This is a genomic window from Kocuria sp. LHG3120 (genome assembly GCF_049897445.1).
In the GTDB taxonomy this organism is placed as follows: Bacteria; Actinomycetota; Actinomycetes; order Actinomycetales; family Micrococcaceae; genus Kocuria; species Kocuria rosea.
This window is the reverse complement of sequence record NZ_JAFCWG010000003.1, coordinates 440,141-459,748: the sequence shown is the minus strand read 5'-3', so window position 1 is coordinate 459,748 and position 19,608 is coordinate 440,141. Positions and strand designations below refer to the sequence as shown.

The window sequence follows — 19,608 nt, the reverse complement described above, 5'->3', positions numbered from 1 at the left end:
GGGGGGGGGGGGGGGGGGGGGGGGGGGGGGGGGGGGGGGGGGGGGGGGGGGGGGGGGGGGGGGGGGGGGGGGGGGGGGGGGGGGGGGGGGGGGGGGGGGGGGGGGGGGGGGGGGGGGGGCGGGGGGGGGGGGGGGGGGCGGGGGGGGGGGGGGGCGCCCCCCCCCCCCCCCCCGCCGCGGGTGTCCCGCGCGCGGGGCGCGGGACTCGGGACGGGTCAGGCGCGCGGCTTCTCGCGCATCTCCCACGTCTCGATGAGGTCGCCCTCGTGGATGTCGTTGAAGGAGCCGAGCCCGATACCGCACTCGTAGCCCTCGCGGACCTCGGTCGCGTCGTCCTTGAACCGGCGCAGCGAGTCGATGGTGAGGTTGTCCGCCACGACGCTGCCGTCCCGGACGAGCCGGGCCTTGGAGTTGCGTCGGATGGTGCCCTTGGTGATGTAGGCACCGGCGATGTTGCCCCACTTGGAGGAGCGGTACACCTCGCGGATCTCGGCGGTGCCGAGCTCCACCTCCTCGTACTCCGGCTTGAGCATGCCCTTGAGCGCGCTCTCGACCTCGTCGATGGCGTTGTAGATCACCGAGTAGAACTTCATCTCGACGCCCTCGCGGTCGGCCAGCTCCGTCACGCGCTCGGCGGGACGGACGTTGAAGCCGATGATGATCGCGTTGTCCACGGTCGCCAGGTTGACGTCGTTCTGGGTGATCGCGCCGACGCCGCGGTGGATGACCCGCAGCTGGACCTCCTCGCCCACGTCGATCTTGAGCAGCGAGTCCTCGAGCGCCTCCACGGCACCGGACACGTCGCCCTTGATGATGAGGTTGAGCGTGTCGATCTTGCCGGCGGCCACGGCCTCGTCGAAGGACTCGAGCGTGATCCGCTTGCGGCGCTTGGCGAGCAGGGCGTTGCGGTCCGCCGCCTGGCGCTTCTCGGCGATCTGGCGTGCGGTGCGCTCCTCCGGGGTGGAGAGGAACGTGTCGCCCGCCCGGGGCACCGAGTCGAGGCCCAGCACCTGCACGGGACGCGAGGGACCCGCCTCCTCGACGGACTGCCCGTTCTCGTCGAACATGGCGCGCACCCGGCCGTACGCGGCACCGGCGACGATCGCGTCGCCGACGTGCAGCGTGCCGGACTGGACGAGCACGGTCGAGACCGCACCGCGGCCCTTGTCCAGGTTCGCCTCGATGGCCACGCCGCGGGCGTCCTTGTTCGGGTTCGCCGAGAGCTCGAGCGCGCCGTCCGCGGTCAGCACGATCGCGTCCAGCAGGTCGTCGATGTTGAGGTTCTGGCGCGCGGAGACGTCGACGAACATGGTGTCGCCGCCGTACTCCTCGGGGACCAGGCCGTACTCGGTGAGCTGGCCGCGGATCTTCTCCGGGTTCGCGTCGGGCTTGTCGATCTTGTTCACCGCGACCACGATCGGCACGCCGGCGGCCTGGGCGTGGTTGAGCGCCTCGACCGTCTGCGGCATGACGCCGTCGTCCGCGGCGACCACGAGCACGGCGATGTCCGTCACCTGGGCACCACGGGCACGCATGGCGGTGAACGCCTCGTGGCCCGGGGTGTCGATGAACGTGATCTGCCGCTCCTGGCCGTCGACCTCGGTGTCGATCTGGTAGGCGCCGATGTGCTGGGTGATGCCACCGGCCTCCCCCTCGATCACCTTCGTGTTGCGGATCGCGTCGAGCAGGCGGGTCTTGCCGTGGTCGACGTGGCCCATGACGGTGACGACCGGCGGGCGCGCCTCCAGGACGTCCTCGCCCTCGGCCGCGGCCTCGGCCTCCAGGTCGATGTCGAAGGACTCGAAGAGCTCGCGCTCCTCGTCCTCCGGGGAGACGACCTGGATCCGGTACCCGAGCTCCGCGCCCAGCAGCTGGAAGGTCTCCTCGTCGAGGGACTGCGTCTGCGTGGCCATCTCGCCGAGGTGGATGAGCACCGTGACGAGGGAGGCCGGGTTCGCGTTGATCTTCTCGGCGAAGTCCGTGAGGGACGCGCCGCGCCGCAGGCGGACGACCGTGGTGCCGTCGCCGTGGGGCACGGAGACGCCGCCGACGGACGGGGCCTTCATCTGCTCGAGCTCCTGGCGCTTCGCCCGCTTCGACTTGCGCTGCTTGCCGCGGGCACCGCCGCGCCCGAAGGCGCCCTGGGTGCCGCCGCGGCCGCCGCGGCCGGGGCCGCCGCCGGGACGGGAGAACCCGCCCCCGCCGCCGCCGGGACCGCCGCGGCGGGGACCTGCGCCGCCGCCGGCCGGCCGGGAGCCGATCGGGGCCACGCCGGTGGTGTGCCCGGGCATCATGTTCGGGCTGGGGCGTGCGCCGCCGGGGCGGGGACCGCCCTGGGGCCGCGGGCCGCCCTGGCCCTGCGGACGGGGACCGCCCTGACCCTGGCCCTGCGGGCGGGGACCGCCCTGGCCCTGGCCCTGGGGACGCGGTCCGCCCTGGCGCTCGGGACGGCCCGAGCGCATGCCCTGCTGGGCGGCGAACGGGTTGTTGCCCGGACGCGGACCCGCCGGGCGGGGAGCACCGGGGCGCGGCGCGGCCGAGCCCGGACGGGGCGCGGTGCCACCGGGACGCGGCGCGGCCGAGCCCGGACGGGGCGCTCCGCTGCGGCCCATGCCCTGCTGGCTGGCGAACGGGTTGTTGCCCGGGCGCGGGCCCGGAGCGGGGGTCCTGGCGCCCGGGGCCGCCGGGCGCTGCGGCGCGGACCGCTCCGGGGTCGAGGACGGCTCGGCGGAGCGCTGCTCGGGCGCCTTCTCGGCCGGCCGCTGCTCGGCGGCCTTCTCGGGCGCGCGCTCCGGCGCCTTCTCGGCGGGCTTGGCGGCCGCCGGGCCCGGGGCGGGCGCGGAGGTGCCGGGCCGGGACGAGGCGCCGGGCTTGGACGCGGGCTTGCCGGCGGGCGCCGGGGCCGCCGGGGCGGACTTCTCCGCCCGGCCGGCGAGGGCGGAGCGCAGCTTCTTGGCGACGGGCGGCTCGACGGTCGAGGACGCGCCTCGGACGAACTCACCCAGGGTCTGAAGCGTGGAAATCGCTTCCTTGGACGTTATTCCGAGCTCTTTCGCGAGCTCGTGAACGCGGGGCTTGGCCACTTCTCTCCTGTCTCGGTCCGCACCGAAACAGGCACGAACCACTTATTTTCCGTTGAGGCTCCCGGAGCATCGGCCGTCGAGGACGGCGCGGGGTCGCGGGAGGCCGTTGGCAGAGCACAACGAAGCACTCATCGCTGGGCACTCATCGGTTTTCCATCGGTTCTCTGACTCGCTTTCCAGTTCTTCACCCGCGAACGGACGTGGTCACCGGTCCGGTCGGACCGCGCGGGCTGCCGTCCGGGGACGGCTGTGGTCGGCACTCGTGCGTCCGGTCGCCGGGGCTGCCCCCGTGGACAGCAGGGCGTCCAGTGCGGGGGCGACCGCCTCCGTGTCCACGACCGCCCGGAACGCGCGCCGGAAGGCGCGCCGGCGCAGGGCCGAGTCCAGGCACTCGTGGGAGGGGTGGAGCCAGGCTCCGCGACCGCCGAGGCGGCCGTCCCGGTCGACCACGGCCCGGAGGCCGCTGTCGGTCGGTTCGGTCACCACACGTACGAGCTGGTCAGGGTGTTCGGTGGTCCGGCATCCGATGCACGTGCGACGGGAGTCTGCACTCACTCGCTCGGTACTCCTCGTCTCGCGCCGGGACGTCGGGGACGTCCCGTGCGGGCCGGGAGCGGGCGCCGGACAGGGACCACCAACGATCTGACCGCTGTCCAGTCTATCCCGGGGACCGCCCTGGGCCGAAACCGGGGGCGCGCGGGATCCCGGGGACCGCCCCGGGGCGGGGGCGCCGGTCCCGCCGCGGCGGGGCTCAGCGGCGCTCGGCGGCCTTCGACTCGGGCACGATGTCGATCTTCCAGCCCGTGAGCTTGGCGGCCAGGCGGGCGTTCTGGCCCTCCTTGCCGATGGCCAGGGACAGCTGGGTGTCGGGGACCACGGCGCGGGACGAGCGGGCCCGCTCGTCGAGCACGCTCACCCGGGTCACCTTGGCCGGGGACAGGGCGTTGGCGATGCAGCGGGCGGGGTCGTCCGACCAGTCGACGATGTCGATCTTCTCGTCGTGCAGCTCGTTCATCACGGCGCGCACGCGGGAGCCCATCTCCCCGATGCAGGCGCCCTTGGCGTTGATCCCGGACTGGGTGGCGCGCACGGCGATCTTGGTGCGGTGGCCGGCCTCGCGGGCGATCGCCATGATCTCCACGGAGCCGTCGGCGATCTCCGGCACCTCCATCTCGAACAGGCGGCGCACCAGGTCCGGGTGGGACCGGGACAGCGTGATGGACGGGCCCTTCATGCCGCGCTTGACCTCCACGACGAAGGCGCGGATGCGCGCGCCGTGCGGGTACTTCTCGCCGGGGGCCTGCTCGTGCGGGGGCAGCACGCCCTCCACGGTGCCGAGGTCGACCTGGACCATGTGGGGGTTGTGCCCCTGCTGGATCTGCCCGGAGACGATCTCTCCCTCCCGGCCCTTGAAGTGGCCCAGGACGGCGTCGTCCTCGACGTCGCGCAGCCGCTGGAGGATGACCTGGCGGGCCGTGGAGGCGGCGATCCGCCCGAAGCCGGCCGGGGTGTCGTCGAACTCCCCGACCGCCTCGCCGTCCTCGTCCAGCTCGGGCGCCCAGATGGTGACGTGGCCGGTCCGGCGCTCGATCTCGGCGCGCGCTCCCGGCAGCGCGCCGGCGGTCTTGTGGTACGCCAGCAGGAGGGCCTGCTCGATGGTGGGGATGAGCAGGTCCACGGGGATGTCGCGCTCACGCTCCAGCAGTCGGAGGGTGCTCATATCGATGTCCATGTCCGGCCTTCCTCACCTGACGGCCCCGGGGACGGCGCAGCGCACCGTCGGGGATGACGGGGCGCCGCCACGGGTCGTGCTCGCGCACTCGTCGTCGCACTCGGTTGTCGTCGCACTGCGGACCGCGGCGCCGGTGGGCGCCGCGGCGTCAACGGCACATCTTACACTCGTGCCGAGTGTGGCCGGGTCCGTCAGTCCGTGAACTCGACCTCCACCCTGGCCCGGCGCACGGCTTCGAAGGCCCAGCGCTCCGGGTCGAGCAGTCGGGCCGGCATCCCCTTCTTCACCTGGTGGCTGCGCTGCAGGACCACGCCGTCCTGGCCGACCTCGAGCAGGCGGGCCGTGAACTTCTCGCCCTCCACCGGGGTGACCCGCACCAGCCGGCCGATCGAGCGGCGCCAGTGCCGCGGGGCCGCGAGCTCCCTCGTGGCCCCCGGGGAGGACACCTCCAGCTCGTAGGCCGAGCCCGGCACGGGGTCCGTGCGGTCGAGGAGCTCGGACACGGCCCGGGAGACCGCGGCGATCCGGTCGATGTCCACGCTGTCGGTGCTGTCCTCCGGCAGGTCCACGAGCACCTGCAGCACGAGCCCGGTGCCGGCGGGCTTCAGGGCGACGTGCTCCAGGACGAGCCCCGACTCCTCGACCGCGGGGCCGATCAGCTCGGCCAGCCGCTGGTCGTCGGGTCCGGGGGTGCTCTGCTCGCTCACGGGGTCTCCTCGTGCTGTCGGGACGTCGGGGTCGGTCCTGGAGATCCTATGATGAACGCGGCCCTCCGCCGTCCCCCGCCGCGTCCCCCAGGAGCCCCCGGTGACCGATCCCCGCACGCCCGTCCCCCGGGTGCTCCCGCTGGTGCTGGGGGTCCTGCTCGCCACCGGGGCGGCCGGGGCGTGGTGGCTGGACTCCGCCCGGCCGGTGCCCCCGGACGAGGTCGCGCGCGCCGAGGCGTGGCGGGGAACCGAGGCGCTGCTCGCGGCGCCCGCCCCGGCGCCCGCCGCCGCGTGGGCGGACGTGCGCGCCGACCTGGCCCGGCAGCTCGAGGCCCTCGGTCCCGCGCCCGACGACCGCACGAGCGCCGCCGCCCGGGCCGGGCGCCCCTCCCCCGCCGGCGGCACCGGCGGCGTCAGCACCGGCGATGCCGGGGACGCCGCGGAACCGGGCGCCACGGCGTCCGCCGTGCTGCGGACGACGGCGACGGCCCTCGCCGGGGACGCCCTGGCCGCCGAGGACCCCGCACTGGCGCGGGTGCTCGCCGCGGCGGCGGTCTCGCGGGCCACGGCGGCCCGGCAGCTCGCGGCCCCGCAGGGCCCGGCGCCGCAGGTCCCGGCTCCGGCCGGCGCCGACCTGTGCGACGCCGCCGGGGACCCGGCCCCCGGCCGGACGACCGCTCCCGGGGCCGTCCTGTGGTCGGCGCTGGACCGCGCCGGCTACGCCTTCGAGGCGCTGGCCGCCCGCACCGGGACGGCCGCGGACGCCGCCGCCCCTGACGTTGCCGCCCCGGCCGGTGCCGTCCCCGCCGAGCTGACGGCCCGGGCGCGGGCGGACGTCGAGGAGCTCCTGGGGTCCCCGTCCGCCCGGCGGGTGCTCGCGGCGGACCCGGGGCTGCCGGCGGGCGCCTACGTCCTGCCCGAGGACGTGCGGGAGCACCCCGGCCGGGTCGCGGACACGGCGGCGCGGGACGTGCAGGATGCCGCCGCGCACGTGCTGGCCCGCGGGGACGCCGGCGACCGGTGCTGGGCGCTCGTGGCGCTCGAGCGCGCGACCGGGCTGCGCGCCGCGCTCACGGGGGAGGTCGACGCCCTGCCCGGCGTGGTCCGGGACGACCCGCCGCGGTGACCTCCCGCCCGGTGGGGCGGCTCAGGCTCCCCGCAGCACGTCGACGCCCAGCTTGAGGATGAGCAGCGAGACCACGGTGAGGAACACCACCCGGATGAAGCGGCTACCGCGGGCCACCGCGGTGCGCGCCCCGAGGTAGCCGCCCAGCATGTTGGACAGCCCCAGGACGAGACCCAGGCCCCACAGCACCGACCCGTGGCCGAAGAAGAACACGAGCGCGCCCACGTTGGTCGCGAGATTGACGATCTTCGCCTTGGCGCTGGCGGCCAGGAAGCTGTAGCCCAGCAGCGTGATCATGGCGATGACCAGGAACGAGCCGGTGCCCGGGCCCATCACGCCGTCATAGAAGCCGATGACGGTGCCGATCACCATCGCGGTGCCGTAGTGCCGCGCCCCGCTGTGGCGCAGCTCGGTGAGCTGCCCCACGGTGGGCCGGGCCACGGTGAACAGGAGCACGGCCACCAGCGCGGCGAGGATGATCGGGCGGAACACCGCCTCGGGCAGGGACGCGGCCAGCGCCGCCCCGCCGAAGCTGCCGAGAAGCGCGACGCCGGCCATGGGCAGGGCGGTGCGCAGGTCGGGGGACGTGCGCCGGTAGAAGGTCAGCGCGCTCGTCGCGGTGCCGAACACGGAGCCCATCTTGTTGGTGGCCAGGGCCTGGACGGGGCTGATCCCCGGGACCATCAGCACCACGGGCAGCTGCAGCAGGCCGCCGCCGCCGACCACGGCGTCGACGAAGCCCGCGGCGAGTCCGGCCGCCACCAGCAGGGCGACGACGCCGGGGTCCATCTGCTCCAGGCCCGAGGCCCCGAGCCAGGCGCCGAGCCCCTGCACGGGATCAGCCGCGCACGGCGGCGGCGACCACGGCGGCGACGCCGTCCCGGGGCACGTCCTCGTTGCTGCCGCTCGCGCGGTCCTTGAGCTCGAGGACGCCGTCCTTGAGGCCGCGGCCGACCACCAGCACGGTGGGCACGCCGAGCAGCTCGGCGTCGCCGAACTTCACGCCCGGGGAGACCTTGGGCCGGTCGTCGAAGAGGACCTCGAGCCCCTCCGCCTCGAGCTCGGCCACGACCTTCTCGGCCTCCTCCAGCACCTCGGGGCCCTTGCCGGTGGCGACCACGTGGACGTCCGCAGGGGCGACCTGGCGCGGCCAGAGCAGCCCCTTGTCGTCGTGGTAGGCCTCGGCGAGGGCGGCCACCGCCCGGGTGACCCCGATCCCGTAGGAGCCCATGGTCACGGTGACGAGCTTGCCGTTGCGGTCGAGCACCTTCAGCCCCAGCGCCTCCGCGTACTTGCGGCCCAGCTGGAAGATGTGCCCCATCTCGATGCCGCGGGCCGCCTCGAGCGGACCGGAGCCGTCCGGCGCGGGATCGCCGGCCCGCACCTCGGCGCACTCCAGGACGCCGTCCCAGGCGAAGTCGCGCCCGGCCGTGAGGTCGTAGACGTGCTGGCCGGCCACGTTCGCCCCGGTCACCCACCGGGTGCCGCGGACCACGCGCGGGTCCACGAAGAAGGGGATGCCGGTCGAGGACTTCTCGCCGAGCACGGCCTGGTCCGGGGACAGCCCCGGCCCGATGTAGCCCTTGACCAGCAGCGGGCAGGCGCGCAGGTCCTCGTCGCCGGCCTGCTCCACCAGCACCTCGCCGGAGACGTCCAGGGCGGCGCCGATGCCGGCCTCGATGCGCTTGAGGTCCACGGCGCGGTCGCCGGGCAGGCCGACCGCCACGAGCCGCCTGGCGCCGTCGGGCAGGACGACGGCGAGCACCACGTTCTTGAGGGTGTCGCCGGCGGTCCAGGGTCCCTCGGCGCGCGGGTGCAGCTCGTTCGAGCGCTGCACGAGCGTGTCGATCGTGGGGCTGTCCGGGGTCTCGAGCACCCGTGCCTCGGGGGCCCCGGCGGGATCGGTCTCCGCGGGCACCACGGTGGTCACCGCCTCGACGTTGGCCGCGTAGCCACCGGGCGAGCGCACGAACGTGTCCTCGCCGATGACCGTGGGGTGCAGGAACTCCTCGGAGCGGGAGCCGCCCATGGCCCCGGACTGGGCCGAGACGGCGACCACGGGCAGGCCGAGGCGCTCGAAGATCCGGACGTAGGCCTCGCGGTGCCTGGCGTAGGACTCGTCGAGACCGGCGTCGTCGACGTCGAAGGAGTAGGAGTCCTTCATGACGAACTCGCGCCCGCGCAGGAGACCGGCGCGGGGGCGGGCCTCGTCCCGGTACTTCGCCTGGATCTGGTAGAGGGTGACGGGGAGGTCCTTGTAGGAGGAGTACAGGTCCTTGACGAGCAGCGTGAACATCTCCTCGTGCGTGGGCGCGAGCAGGTAGTCGGCGTCCTTGCGGTCCTTCAGGCGGAAGAGGTTCTCCCCGTACTCCGTCCAGCGGTTCGTGACCTCGTAGGGCTCGCGCGGCAGCAGCGCCGGGAAGTGCACCTCCTGGGCGCCGATCGCATCCATCTCCTCGCGCACCACCTGCTCGACCTTCCCGAGCACCCGCAGGCCCATCGGCAGCCAGGTGTAGATGCCCGGGGCGGCCCGGCGGATGTAGCCGGCGCGGACGAGCAGCTTGTGGCTGTCCACCTCGGCGTCGACCGGGTCTTCGCGGAGGGTTCGCAGGAACAGGGAGGAGAGTCGCAGCGCCACGAGGGCTCCGTTTCTCCCGGGGAGCGCGGCGTGGTGCGGCCGGGCCCGGGCGTCGAGAGGGTGGGCGGCGCCGACGGCGCCGCTGATTCCGGTCAAATCTACACCCCCCGCCCGGGCCGGCCGCACCGGGATCGGCGGCCCCGGGCGCTCAGAGCAGGACGGTGGCGAAGGTCCCGACCCGCTCGAAGCCGACCCGCCGGTAGGTGGCGAGGGCCCGGACGTTGTAGTCGTTGACGTAGAGGCTGACCACCGGGGTGCGCCGGCGGGCGAGGCGCACGGCCGCCGCCATGCAGGGCGCTGCCAGCCCCCGGCCGCGGTGCGCCGGGTCCACCCACACGCCCTGCACCTGCGCCACGCCGCGGGCCACCGAGCCGAGGTCGGCCTTGAACACCACGCGGCCCCCCTCGTCGGTCAGCACGAGGCAGCGCCCCGCCTCGACGAGCGCGGAGACCCGGTCCCGGTACCCGCGGTCGCCGCCCGTGTACGGGGAGTACCCGACCTCCTCCTCGAACATGGCGGCGCTCGCCGGGAGCACGGCGGGCAGGTCCTCGGGGCGTGCCACGCGCACGCCGGGGTGCGGGGCGGGCGCGGGGTCCCGGTCGATGGCCAGCAGGGGCTGGACGGGGCGCAGGTCGAAGGGCCGGGGCCACGAGCGCTCCACCCGGGACCACAGCCCGAGGACCAGCTCGGCGGGCCCGAACAGCGAGGCGTGCCGGGACCCGCCCCGCCGCAGGTGCCCTCCGACGAGGTCCAGGCCCGGGCCGTCCAGGGACACGGGCACCACGTTCGTGCCCACCCAGCACGCGCCGGTCAGCTCACCGTCCGGCCCGGCGGTGCCGACCACGGGCGGGATCCGCGAGCCTCTGCTCCCGCGGTACGACTCGACGTGGGCGGCCACGAAGGCGTGGGCGACGGGGTCCGCCTCGAGCAGCCGGTCCAGCTGGGCCGGATCGACCTCCCCCGCCGGCACCAGCCGCGGCGCCGTCCTCCGCTGCGTCCTCACCCGCCCGTCACCGGCCCGTCAGCTGACGCTCACGACGGGGCTGCCCGCCGTGGTCTCCCCGTTCTCGTCCGTCTCCATCTCGGCGGCGATGCGGTTGGCCTCCTCGATCAGCGTCTCCACGATGAGGTCCTCGGGGACGGTCTTCACGACCTCGCCCTTGACGAAGATCTGGCCCTTGCCGTTGCCGGAGGCCACGCCGAGGTCGGCCTCGCGGGCCTCGCCGGGGCCGTTGACGACGCAGCCCATCACGGCCACCCGCAGCGGGACGGTGAGCCCCTCGAGGCCCGCCGTCACCTCGTCCGCGAGCGTGTAGACGTCGACCTGCGCGCGGCCGCAGGAGGGGCAGGAGACGATCTCGAGCTTGCGCGGGCGCAGGCCCAGGGACTGCAGGATCTGGTTGCCGACCTTGACCTCCTCGACCGGCGGCGCCGAGAGGGAGACCCGGATGGTGTCCCCGATGCCCTGGGACAGCAGGGCGCCGAAGGCCGTGGCGGACTTGATGGTGCCCTGGAAGGCGGGGCCCGCCTCGGTCACGCCGAGGTGCAGGGGCCAGTCGCCGCGCTCGGCGAGCAGCTGGTAGGCCCGGACCATGGTGACGGGGTCGTTGTGCTTGACGGAGATCTTGAAGTCGTGGAAGTCGTGCTCCTCGAACAGGGACGCCTCCCACACGGCGGACTCGACGAGCGCCTCGGGCGTGGCCTTGCCGTACCTGTCCATGATCCGCTGGTCGAGGGAGCCGGCGTTCACGCCGATCCGGATGGACACCCCGGCGGCCTTGGCCTCGCGGGCGATCTGGCCGACCTGGTCGTCGAACTTGCGGATGTTGCCCGGGTTGACGCGCACGGCCGCGCACCCGGCCTCGATGGCCGCGTAGACGTACTTCGGCTGGAAGTGGATGTCGGCGATCACCGGGATCGGGGACTTCATGGCGATGATCGGCAGGGCGTCGGCGTCGTCCTGGGACGGGCACGCCACCCGGACGATGTCGCACCCGGTGGCGTTGAGCTCCGCGATCTGCTGCAGGGTGGCGTTGATGTCCGTGGTGGGGGTGGTCGTCATGGACTGCACGCTCACCGGCGAGTCGGAGCCGACGCCCACGGACCCGACCCGGATCTGCCGGGTCTTCCGGCGCGGGGAGAGGACGGGCTGGGGCGCGGCGGGCATGCCGAGGCTGACCGGGGTCAAGGAGTTCCTCCGAGGAATCGAGGGCAGGAGCTGGAGCGGTGGCGCCGGGACCCGCTGGCCGGGCCCGTCACCGGTTCCCATTGTGCCCCATGCTCCGGGGCGGCCCCCGGTGCCGGGGTGCGATTCCTCCCACGCCGAACGCCCGCCGGCCCCGGGGGCGCGCCGGCCGGCCCGGGCTCAGAACAGCCGGACCGGTTTGACGATGTCTGCGTAGATCAGCAGCACGGACATCCCGATCATCAGCACGGCCACCGCGTAGGTCACCGGCAGCAGCCGGGCGGGGTCGAAGGGGCCAGGGTCGCGGCGGCCGAGCAGCCGGGCGCTCCCCCGGCGCAGCGCCTCCCACAGCGCCCCGGCGACGTGCCCGCCGTCGAGCGGCAGCAGCGGCAGCAGGTTGAAGACGAACAGGGCCAGGTTGACGGAGCCGACCAGGCCCACGAGGGAGGCGGCCTTGTCCCGCAGCGCGATCTCCTCGTGCGCGGCGATCTCCCCCGAGATCCGGCCGACCCCCACCACGGAGATCGGCCCGTCCGGGTCCCGGGGCGCGTCGGAGAACGCCGCCTCCCCCACCTCGTAGATCCGCTGCGGCAGGTGCAGGACCACCCCGGCGATCTGCTGCAGCCCGTCCAGCACCGCCCCGGGCACCGCGGTCAGCGGCTGCCGGACGGGCTCGCTCGTGGGGCTGATGCCGATGAACCCGACCTCCTCGTAGCGGGGGGCGCCGTCCTCGCCGGTCACGGCGGCGCCGGAGTCGTCCAGCACGGGGCGCGAGGAGAGGATGGGGGTCAGCGCCGCGGACACGGTCCGGCCGTCCCGCTCGACCACCACCGGGATCCGTTCGCCGGCCCGGTCCCGGATCCGGGCGGTGAGCTCGTCCCAGGAGCCGACCGGGGCGCCGTCGACGGCCGTGACGACGTCCCCGGGGCGCAGCCCGGCGGCGTTCGCGGGGGCCTGGGGGTCCTCCGGCCGGCACTCGGTCTGCCCGGCGGCCTGGCGCTCCGCGGCCACCACGCACTCGGACACCCACGCGACCGTCGTGGTGGGCGTCGCCGTCCCGAAGCCGGAGAGCAGGACGGCCAGGCACAGGGTCCCGAGCAGGAGGTTCATCACCGGGCCGCCGAGCATGATCACGATCCGCTTCCACACGGGCAGCCGGTAGAACACGCGGTCCTCGTCCCCGGGGAGGAGCTGGTCCGCAGCGCCGCCGCGGGCCTCGGCCGCCATCTGCTGGAACACGCCGGTGCTCGAGGCGCGGGCCGTCGAGCCCGCGCGCGCCGGCGGGTACATCCCCACCATGGAGATGTAGCCGCCCAGCGGGACCGCCTTGAGCCCGTACTCCGTCTCGCCGCGCCGGCGGGAGAGCACGGTGCGCCCGAAGCCGACCATGTACTGCGTGACGCGCACGCCGAAGAGCTTGGCCGGCACGAGGTGGCCGATCTCGTGGAGGGCGATGGAGACCGCGATGGCCGCGGCGGCCAGCAGCACGCCCACGAGGAACAGCACGACACCCATCCGTCGGACCTCCCGGGATCGTCGAGGGACCCCGGCGGGCGCCGGGGACGTCGGGGCCGTGCGCTCGGCACGGCGAGGACCAGTCTGCACCACGATCCTGGACGTCGGGCACCGGGCGCACCACAGGGCACGACGACGGCCGGCGCCCTCCCGGGAGGGAGGCGCACCGGCCGTCGGAGGGCTGCGGGGCGGGGCGCCTCAGCGGCGCAGGATCCGGCGGGCCAGCCGGTTGCCCACCACCTGCACGAGCTGGACCAGGACCACGATGACGGCGACCGCCGCCCACGTGACCTCGTCGTTGAACCGCTGGTAGCCCAGGCGCAGGGCGAAGTCGCCCAGGCCGCCGGCGCCGATGGCACCGGCCATCGCCGACATGTCCGTGATGCCGATGACCAGGAACGTGTAGCCGAGCACCAGGGGGCCCAGCGCCTCGGGCAGGATCACCGTGGTGATGATCCGGCCGCGGGAGACGCCCATGGAGCGGGCCGCCTCCACGACCCCGGGGTCCACGCTCATGAGGTTCTGCTCGACGATGCGCGCCACCGCGAACATGGCCCCGATGGTCATCGCGAAGATCGCGGCGTTGGGCCCCAGCCGGGTCCCGACGACCCCCTGGGTCACCGGTCCCAGCGCGGCCAGCAGGATGATGAACGGGATCGGCCGGACGAAGTTCACCACGAGGTTGAGGCCCTCGTGCACCGCCCGGTTCTCCAGGATGTTGCCCCGGCGGGTGACGTAGAGGCCGACGCCCACGAGCAGACCGAGCAGGCCGGCGAGCAGCAGCGTGACCGCCACCATGTAGAGGGTCTCCCCGAGCGCGGACAGCAGCTCGGGTCCCAGGACGGACCAGTCGTTCACGCGGCCACCTCTCTCAGGGTCGTGATGCGGGACATCTCGTCGACCACGGCCTGCACGGCCGCGTCCGCACCGGTCAGCTCGAAGGTCAGGGACCCGAACGACTGCTCCTGGAGCACGCTGATCCCGCCGTAGGCGATGGTGAAGCGGACCCCGCGGGCGGCGCCGTCCGAGAGCACCCCGCCGATGTCCACGCCGTCGCCGACGTCCACGATCACCAGGCGCCCCCGGTGGGCGCGGCGCAGCCGCTCGACCTCACGGGCGTCGGGCACCGAGTGCAGGACGGAGGAGACGAAGCGGCGGGCGGTCTCGGTGCGGGGCCGGGCGAAGATGTCCACGGTGGAGCCGTGCTCCACGACCTTCCCGTCCTGCATCACGGCCACGCGGTCGGCGATCGCGCGGACCACGTCCATCTCGTGGGTGATGATCACGATCGTGATCCCGAGCTCCCGGTTGACCCGCTGCAGCACCTGCAGCACCTCCTGCGTGGTCTCCGGGTCGAGGGCGCTCGTCGACTCGTCGGCCAGGAGCAGCTTCGGGCTGGTCGCCAGCGCGCGGGCGATGCCCACGCGCTGCTTCTGCCCCCCGGAGAGCTGCTCCGGGTAGTTGCCGGCGCGGGCGGCGAGGCCCACGAACTCGAGCAGCTCGGCCACCCGCGCCCGGCGCTTCTCCTTCGGCCAGCCGGCCCGCTTGAGCGGGTACTCGACATTGCCGGCGACGGTGCGGGAGGTGAAGAGGTTGAACTGCTGGAAGATCATCCCGATCTCCTGCCGCACGGGCGCCAGCTCGGTCTCGCGCCGGCCGGCCACCTCGAAGCCCTCCACGGTCAGGGAGCCCGAGGACACGGGCTCGAGCCCGTTGATCAGGCGCACGAGGGTGGACTTGCCCGCCCCGGAGTAGCCGATCACGCCGAAGATCTCGCCGCGGCGGACGTCGAGGGTGACGTCGTCGACCGCGAGCACCTCGCGCGCCGCCCGCCCCGAGCCGGTGCGGAAGGTCTTGGAGACGTTGCGGAAGGAGACGAGCACCTCGTCCGGGCGCCCGGGTGCGGGCGGCCCGGCGGGGACCGCCGCGCTCACTGCTCCTGGTCCTTCAGCTCCTGCTGGTAGCGCGCGGTCAGCTCCTGGAGCTCCTCCGGCTCCAGCTGCAGCGGCACGGCGGTGTCCTTGGTCTCCTCCATCTCGGCGTCGAGCACGGCCTGCTCGTGGTAGAGGTCCGCGACCTGCCGGAGGGTCTCGTCGTCGGCGAGCTCCTCCGTGGTGGTGAAGAGGTTGACGTAGGCGCGGGAGCCCTCGGACTCGGGGTCGTCCTGGGCGAGCGCGGACTGCGGGTCGATGTCGGCCCGCGAGAGGAAGTCGTTGTTGATGACCGAGCCGGCCACCGAGTCGAGCGAGAGCACCGTCTGCTCCGCGGAGACCGGGGTGACGCGCACCGTGGAGGCCTCGGTGTCGACGTCGAGCTCGGTGGGGATGAGGGTGTCGCTGGTCAGCTCCACGAGACCTGCGGCCTCGAGCACGAGCAGGGCCCGGGAGAGGTTCACGGCGTCGTTGGGCACCGCGATCTCGTCGCCCTCCTGGAACTGCTCCACGGAGTCGTACTGGTTGGAGTACAGGCCCAGCGGGTAGATCGAGGTCGAGCCGATCGGGGTGATGGAGCCGCCGGCCGCGTTGTTGTAGTCGGCGAGGAACGGGACGTGCTGGAACCAGGTCATCTCCACGTCACCGGACTCGGTGGCGGGGTTCGGCTGGTTGTAGTCGGAGAAGTCGACGTACTCGACGGTGATGCCCTGCTCCTCGGCCACCCTCTGGAGGGCGTCGTGGGTCGGGTCGGTGCCCACCACGCCGATGGTGACCTTGTCGTCGGCGAGCACGCCCTCGCCGGAGGACTCCCCGGCGGAGCCGCCGCAGGCGGTGAGGGCGAGGCCGAGGGTCGTGGCCAGGGCGAGGAAGGGGAGGCGCTGCGATCGCATGTGGTGCCTTTCCGTGGGTCCGGGGTGTCGGAGGTCTCCACCGGGGCCAACGGGTCCGGCGGCCACGGTCGAGGGCGCGCCGGAGGGCGCGTGCGCGGTCGGACCGTACTTGCCGCCGGCCGTCGTCGGCCGGTGCCGGATGGTTCACCTGGGGCACCCCACTACGGGAGAGGGTTGCCGCCCAGCAAGCCAGGGCTGCACGCTGGGACTCGTCATCCGCCTGACAGACTAGCACGTGCGGCGGGGCCGGGCCCGGCCCGGTCAGCGGGCGAGGACCTCGCGGGCCCGCCGGCGGGCCCAGCGCTCGGCCGCCAGCACGGCCTCGAGCTCCAGCGGGCCGTCGTCGTCGTGCTCGCCCAGCACCGCCTCGACGGTGTCCACGATGGCGGGGAACCGGATCCGGCCGTCGTGGAAGGCGTGCACCGCCTCCTCGTTGGCCGCGTTGAACACGGCGGGGAAGGTCCCGCCCCGCTCCCCCGCCGCCTTGAGGAGCTCGACGGCGGGGAACGCCACCGGGTCGAGGGGCTCGAAGGTCCACTCCGTGGCGCGCGTCCAGTCGCACGGCAGGGCGGCCCCGGGCACCCGGTGCGGCCAGGCCAGGCCGAGGGCGATGGGAAGGCGCATGTCCGGGGGCGAGGCCTGGGCGAGGGTGGAGCCGTCCACGAACTGGACCATGGAGTGCACGACCGACTGGGGGTGGACCACCACGTCGATGCGCTCGAGGGGGACGTCGAAGAGCAGGTGGGCCTCGAGCACCTCGAGGGCCTTGTTCACCATGGTCGCCGAGTTGGTCGTCACCATCAGGCCCATGTCCCACGTCGGGTGGCGCAGCGCGTCCCGGGGCGTGACCGTCTCGAGCTCCGCCCGGGACCGGCCGCGGAAGGGCCCGCCGGAGGCCGTCAGCACGAGCCGGTCCACCTCCCCGGCGGTGCCGCCGCGCAGCGCCTGCGCCAGCGCGGAGTGCTCGGAGTCCACGGGGATCAGGGCGTCCGGGTCCCCGGTGGCCGCGGCGGCGGCCTTGACGAGGGCGCCGCCGGCGATCAGGGACTCCTTGTTCGCCAGGGCGAGCCGGTGCCCGGCCCGCAGCGCCGCCAGCGTGGGGGCGAGGCCGATGGAGCCGGTGATCCCGTTGAGCACGAGGTCGGCGTCGGGGTGGGCGGCGGCCGCGGACGCGGCGTCGGGCCCGTGCACGACGTCCGGGCGGTATCCCCCGGCCCCGGCGGACGCGGCCCCGTCCGCGATGAGGCCGGCCAGCCGGGCGGCGTCCTGGGCGGTGCCGCTGGTCGCCACGAGCGCGGCGCGGGTCTCGAGGGCCTGCTCGGCGAGGAGCTCGAGGTGCCGTGCTCCGGCGGCGAGGGCGACCACGGTGAACGGGTCCGCGCCCTCGAGCTCGCGGGCGGCCCGCACGACGTCGAGCGCCTGGGTGCCGATCGAGCCCGTCGAGCCGAGGACGCTGATCCGGCGGGGGCCGGCGGCGGCCAGGGCGCGCAGCTCGGGTGTCGGGCGGGTGCGGGGCGAGGTGGCGGGGGGCGTCATGGCCCCAGTATCCCCCAGCGCCACTCCTCGGTGCGGTGCCCGCAGGGGGTGCCTGCGGACGGCCCGGAACGGGCCGAGGCCCCGTCCACCGGGAGCGGTGGACGGGGCCTCGGCGACCGACGGGGGTGGGGTCAGCGCGTGGCGCGACCCTTGCGGCCGGAGACCGCGCCCCAGATGAAGAGCACGATGAGGGCTCCCACGACGGCGGTGATGATGGTGCCGATGTCGAACGCGGACTCCAGGTCCCCGATGCCGATCAGCGAGCCGAGGAAGCCTCCGAGGAGGGCCCCCACGATGCCGAGGACGATCGTGACGATGATGCCGCCACCCTGGCTGCCCGGCATGATGAGCTTGGCGAGGGCGCCGGCGATGAGGCCGAGGATGATCCAGCTGATGATTCCCATGATGGCTCCTTATCCGTCCCGGGAGGGACTTTTATTGTACGCAACCGGCGAGTATCCCTGGAATACCCTGAGGTTGCTTCTGCGCCTCACCCTAGCCGACGGTCAGCCGCCTGTCTGTTCCCGTTAGCCAATCGACGCGTTCCTCCCGGACGCGGACCGGCCCGCCGGAAGCCGGGGCTTCGGGCGGGCCGGTGGATCCTCCCAGGTGGGAGCGGGGAATCCGTCAGTGGGCGACGGGCTTCTCGGCGCCGATGCCTGTGAGGGAGCGCACCTCCATCTCGGACTGCTTGATCGGGTCCTCGAGACGGCGCTCCGTCATGGAACCGATGAAGCCGAGCAGGAAGGAGGCCGGGATCGAGACGATGCCCGGGTTCTGCAGCGGGAACCACGCGAAGTCGGCCGTCGGGATCATCGACGTCTCGGTGCCGGACATGACCGGGGAGAAGACGATGAGGCCCACCGAGATGATCAGGCCGCCGTACATGGACCAGACCGCCCCCCGGGTGGTGAAGCGCCGCCAGTACAGGGAGTACAGGATGGTCGGCAGGTTCGCCGAGGCCGCGACCGCGAAGGCGAGCGCCACGAGGAACGCGACGTTCTGGCCCTGGGCGCCGATGCCGCCCGCGATGGAGACGAGACCGATGACCACCACCGTGGTCTTCGCCACCTTCAGCTCCTTGCGGGGATCGGAGTTCCCCTTCTTGATCACGCTGGTGTAGATGTCGTGGGCGAACGAGGCCGAGGCCGTGATGGCCAGGCCGGCGACGACCGCGAGGATCGTGGCGAAGGCCACCGCCGCGATGATGCCCATCAGCAGGGACCCGCCGAGCTCGAACGCCAGCAGCGGGGCCGCGGAGTTCACGCCGCCGGGTGCCGCCTGGATCCGCTCGGCGCCGATGAGGGCCGCCGCGCCGAAGCCCAGGATGAGGGTGAAGAGGTAGAACAGGCCGATCAGCGAGATGGCCCAGACCACGGAGGTGCGCGCCTCCTTGGCCGTGGGCACCGTGTAGAAGCGCATGAGCACGTGGGGCAGGCCCGCCGCGCCGAAGACGAGGGCCAGGCCCAGGGAGATGAAGTCCAGCTTGCTGGTCTCGCTCACGCCGTACTTCAGGCCCGGCTCGAGGATGGCCGGGTTGCCGGAGACGGCGACCGCGTCACCGAGCAGGGAGGAGAAGTTGAAGCCGTAGAGCGCCAGGATCCAGACGGTCATGACCGCCACGCCGGAGACCAGGAGCACCGCCTTGATGATCTGCACGTAGGTGGTGCCCTTCATCCCGCCCACGAGGACGTAGACGATCATGAGCACGCCCACGACCACGATGACCAGCGACTGCCCGACCCGCGAGCTGATGCCCAGCAGCAGCGACACCAAGGCGCCCGCCCCGGCCATCTGGGCCAGCAGGTAGAACGCGGACACGGCGAGGGTGGAGATGGACGCCGCGACGCGCACGGGGCGCTGGCGCAGGCGGAAGGACAGGACGTCCGCCATCGTGAACTTGCCGGTGTTGCGCAGCAGCTCGGCGATCAGCAGGAGCGCCACGAGCCAGGCCACGAGGAAGCCGATGGAGTAGAGGAACCCGTCGTAGCCCTGGAGGGCGATCGCGCCCACGATGCCCAGGAAGGACGCCGCCGAGAGGTAGTCGCCCGCGATGGCCAGGCCGTTCTGGGTGCCGCTGAAGCCACGGCCGCCGGCGTAGTAGTCGGCCGCCGTGGACGTGGACTTCGAGGCGCGGAGGACGATGACCATCGTGACGACGACGAACGCGCCGAAGATGGAGATGTTGATCCAGGGCGTGCCGACCGTCTCCGTGGTGGCGGCCGTCATGGGCGCGAGCGCGGTGTGCAGCTGGTGCATCGG

16 protein-coding genes and 1 riboswitch are annotated in these 19,608 nt (G+C 73.9%); of the genes, 1 reads left to right on the top strand and 15 read right to left on the bottom strand.

The features are described from left to right. Nucleotides 1-215 precede the first annotated feature (215 nt). From infB to rimP, 4 genes are all read right to left on the bottom strand, one after another. The gene (gene infB / locus ACP7CD_RS08970) at nt 216-3,083 is read right to left on the bottom strand and encodes a translation initiation factor IF-2 (RefSeq protein ID WP_031282722.1); all 2,868 of its coding nucleotides are present in this window, start codon (nt 3,081-3,083) and stop codon (nt 216-218) included. Nucleotides 3,084-3,287: 204 nt separating this feature from the next. Next, nucleotides 3,288-3,638, bottom strand: coding sequence for a YlxR family protein (locus tag ACP7CD_RS08965; protein ID WP_081615740.1), 351 nt, complete (start codon nt 3,636-3,638; stop codon nt 3,288-3,290). A gap of 196 nt (nt 3,639-3,834) precedes the next feature. Further along, a complete protein-coding gene (gene nusA / locus ACP7CD_RS08960; RefSeq protein WP_109222389.1) occupies nt 3,835-4,815 on the bottom strand; it encodes a transcription termination factor NusA in 981 nt (326 codons plus the stop codon). Nucleotides 4,816-5,006: 191 nt separating this feature from the next. After that, nucleotides 5,007-5,522, bottom strand: coding sequence for a ribosome maturation factor RimP (gene rimP, locus ACP7CD_RS08955; protein WP_095651572.1), 516 nt, complete (start codon nt 5,520-5,522; stop codon nt 5,007-5,009). Between the two features lie 100 nt (nt 5,523-5,622). Between rimP and ACP7CD_RS08950 the strand changes: the two genes are divergently transcribed. Continuing rightward, nucleotides 5,623-6,648, top strand: a complete 1,026-nt coding sequence (locus tag ACP7CD_RS08950; protein ID WP_426120028.1) for a hypothetical protein — start codon at nt 5,623-5,625, stop codon at nt 6,646-6,648. A gap of 21 nt (nt 6,649-6,669) precedes the next feature. On the opposite strand, the gene ACP7CD_RS08945 is transcribed toward ACP7CD_RS08950, so the two are convergent. The 11 genes from ACP7CD_RS08945 to ACP7CD_RS08895 all read right to left on the bottom strand — a co-directional run bounded on the left by ACP7CD_RS08945 (nt 6,670) and on the right by ACP7CD_RS08895 (nt 19,605). After that, a complete protein-coding gene (locus ACP7CD_RS08945) occupies nt 6,670-7,437 on the bottom strand; it encodes a TSUP family transporter (protein WP_031282729.1) in 768 nt (255 codons plus the stop codon). Nucleotides 7,438-7,486: 49 nt separating this feature from the next. Beyond that, nucleotides 7,487-9,286 carry a proline--tRNA ligase gene (locus tag ACP7CD_RS08940; RefSeq protein ID WP_115162536.1) on the bottom strand — a complete coding sequence of 600 codons (1,800 nt, stop codon included), beginning with the start codon at nt 9,284-9,286 and terminating at the stop codon, nt 7,487-7,489. 148 nt (nt 9,287-9,434) lie between these two features. Then, nucleotides 9,435-10,289: a DUF4081 domain-containing GNAT family N-acetyltransferase gene (locus ACP7CD_RS08935; protein WP_232035318.1), complete on the bottom strand. Its 855-nt coding sequence runs from the start codon at nt 10,287-10,289 to the stop codon at nt 9,435-9,437. An 18-nt stretch (nt 10,290-10,307) separates the two neighbouring features. Further along, entirely contained in the window at nt 10,308-11,474 is a 1,167-nt protein-coding gene (gene ispG / locus ACP7CD_RS08930; protein WP_017832938.1) for a flavodoxin-dependent (E)-4-hydroxy-3-methylbut-2-enyl-diphosphate synthase, read from the bottom strand. A 177-nt stretch (nt 11,475-11,651) separates the two neighbouring features. Beyond that, nucleotides 11,652-12,986, bottom strand: coding sequence for a M50 family metallopeptidase (locus ACP7CD_RS08925; RefSeq protein ID WP_035929719.1), 1,335 nt, complete (start codon nt 12,984-12,986; stop codon nt 11,652-11,654). A 198-nt stretch (nt 12,987-13,184) separates the two neighbouring features. Beyond that, nucleotides 13,185-13,784 (bottom strand): methionine ABC transporter permease, encoded by a 600-nt coding sequence (locus tag ACP7CD_RS08920; protein WP_081615817.1) that lies wholly within the window; start codon nt 13,782-13,784, stop codon nt 13,185-13,187. 56 nt (nt 13,785-13,840) lie between these two features. Then, complete coding sequence (locus tag ACP7CD_RS08915; RefSeq protein ID WP_017834140.1) at nt 13,841-14,920, bottom strand: methionine ABC transporter ATP-binding protein; 1,080 nt, start codon at nt 14,918-14,920, stop codon at nt 13,841-13,843. After that, entirely contained in the window at nt 14,917-15,810 is an 894-nt protein-coding gene (locus ACP7CD_RS08910) for a MetQ/NlpA family ABC transporter substrate-binding protein (RefSeq protein ID WP_109268701.1), read from the bottom strand. The genes ACP7CD_RS08915 and ACP7CD_RS08910 overlap by 4 nt, the downstream gene beginning before the upstream one ends. 100 nt (nt 15,811-15,910) lie before the next feature. After that, nucleotides 15,911-16,027: riboswitch (SAM riboswitch) on the bottom strand. A 44-nt stretch (nt 16,028-16,071) separates the two neighbouring features. After that, nucleotides 16,072-17,346, bottom strand: a complete 1,275-nt coding sequence (dxr, locus tag ACP7CD_RS08905; RefSeq protein WP_232035319.1) for a 1-deoxy-D-xylulose-5-phosphate reductoisomerase — start codon at nt 17,344-17,346, stop codon at nt 16,072-16,074. Nucleotides 17,347-17,477: 131 nt separating this feature from the next. Beyond that, nucleotides 17,478-17,750, bottom strand: coding sequence for a GlsB/YeaQ/YmgE family stress response membrane protein (locus ACP7CD_RS08900; protein WP_017834137.1), 273 nt, complete (start codon nt 17,748-17,750; stop codon nt 17,478-17,480). A gap of 223 nt (nt 17,751-17,973) precedes the next feature. Next, a complete protein-coding gene (locus ACP7CD_RS08895) occupies nt 17,974-19,605 on the bottom strand; it encodes a solute symporter family protein (protein WP_109222385.1) in 1,632 nt (543 codons plus the stop codon). Between the last annotated feature and the right edge of the window lie 3 nt (nt 19,606-19,608).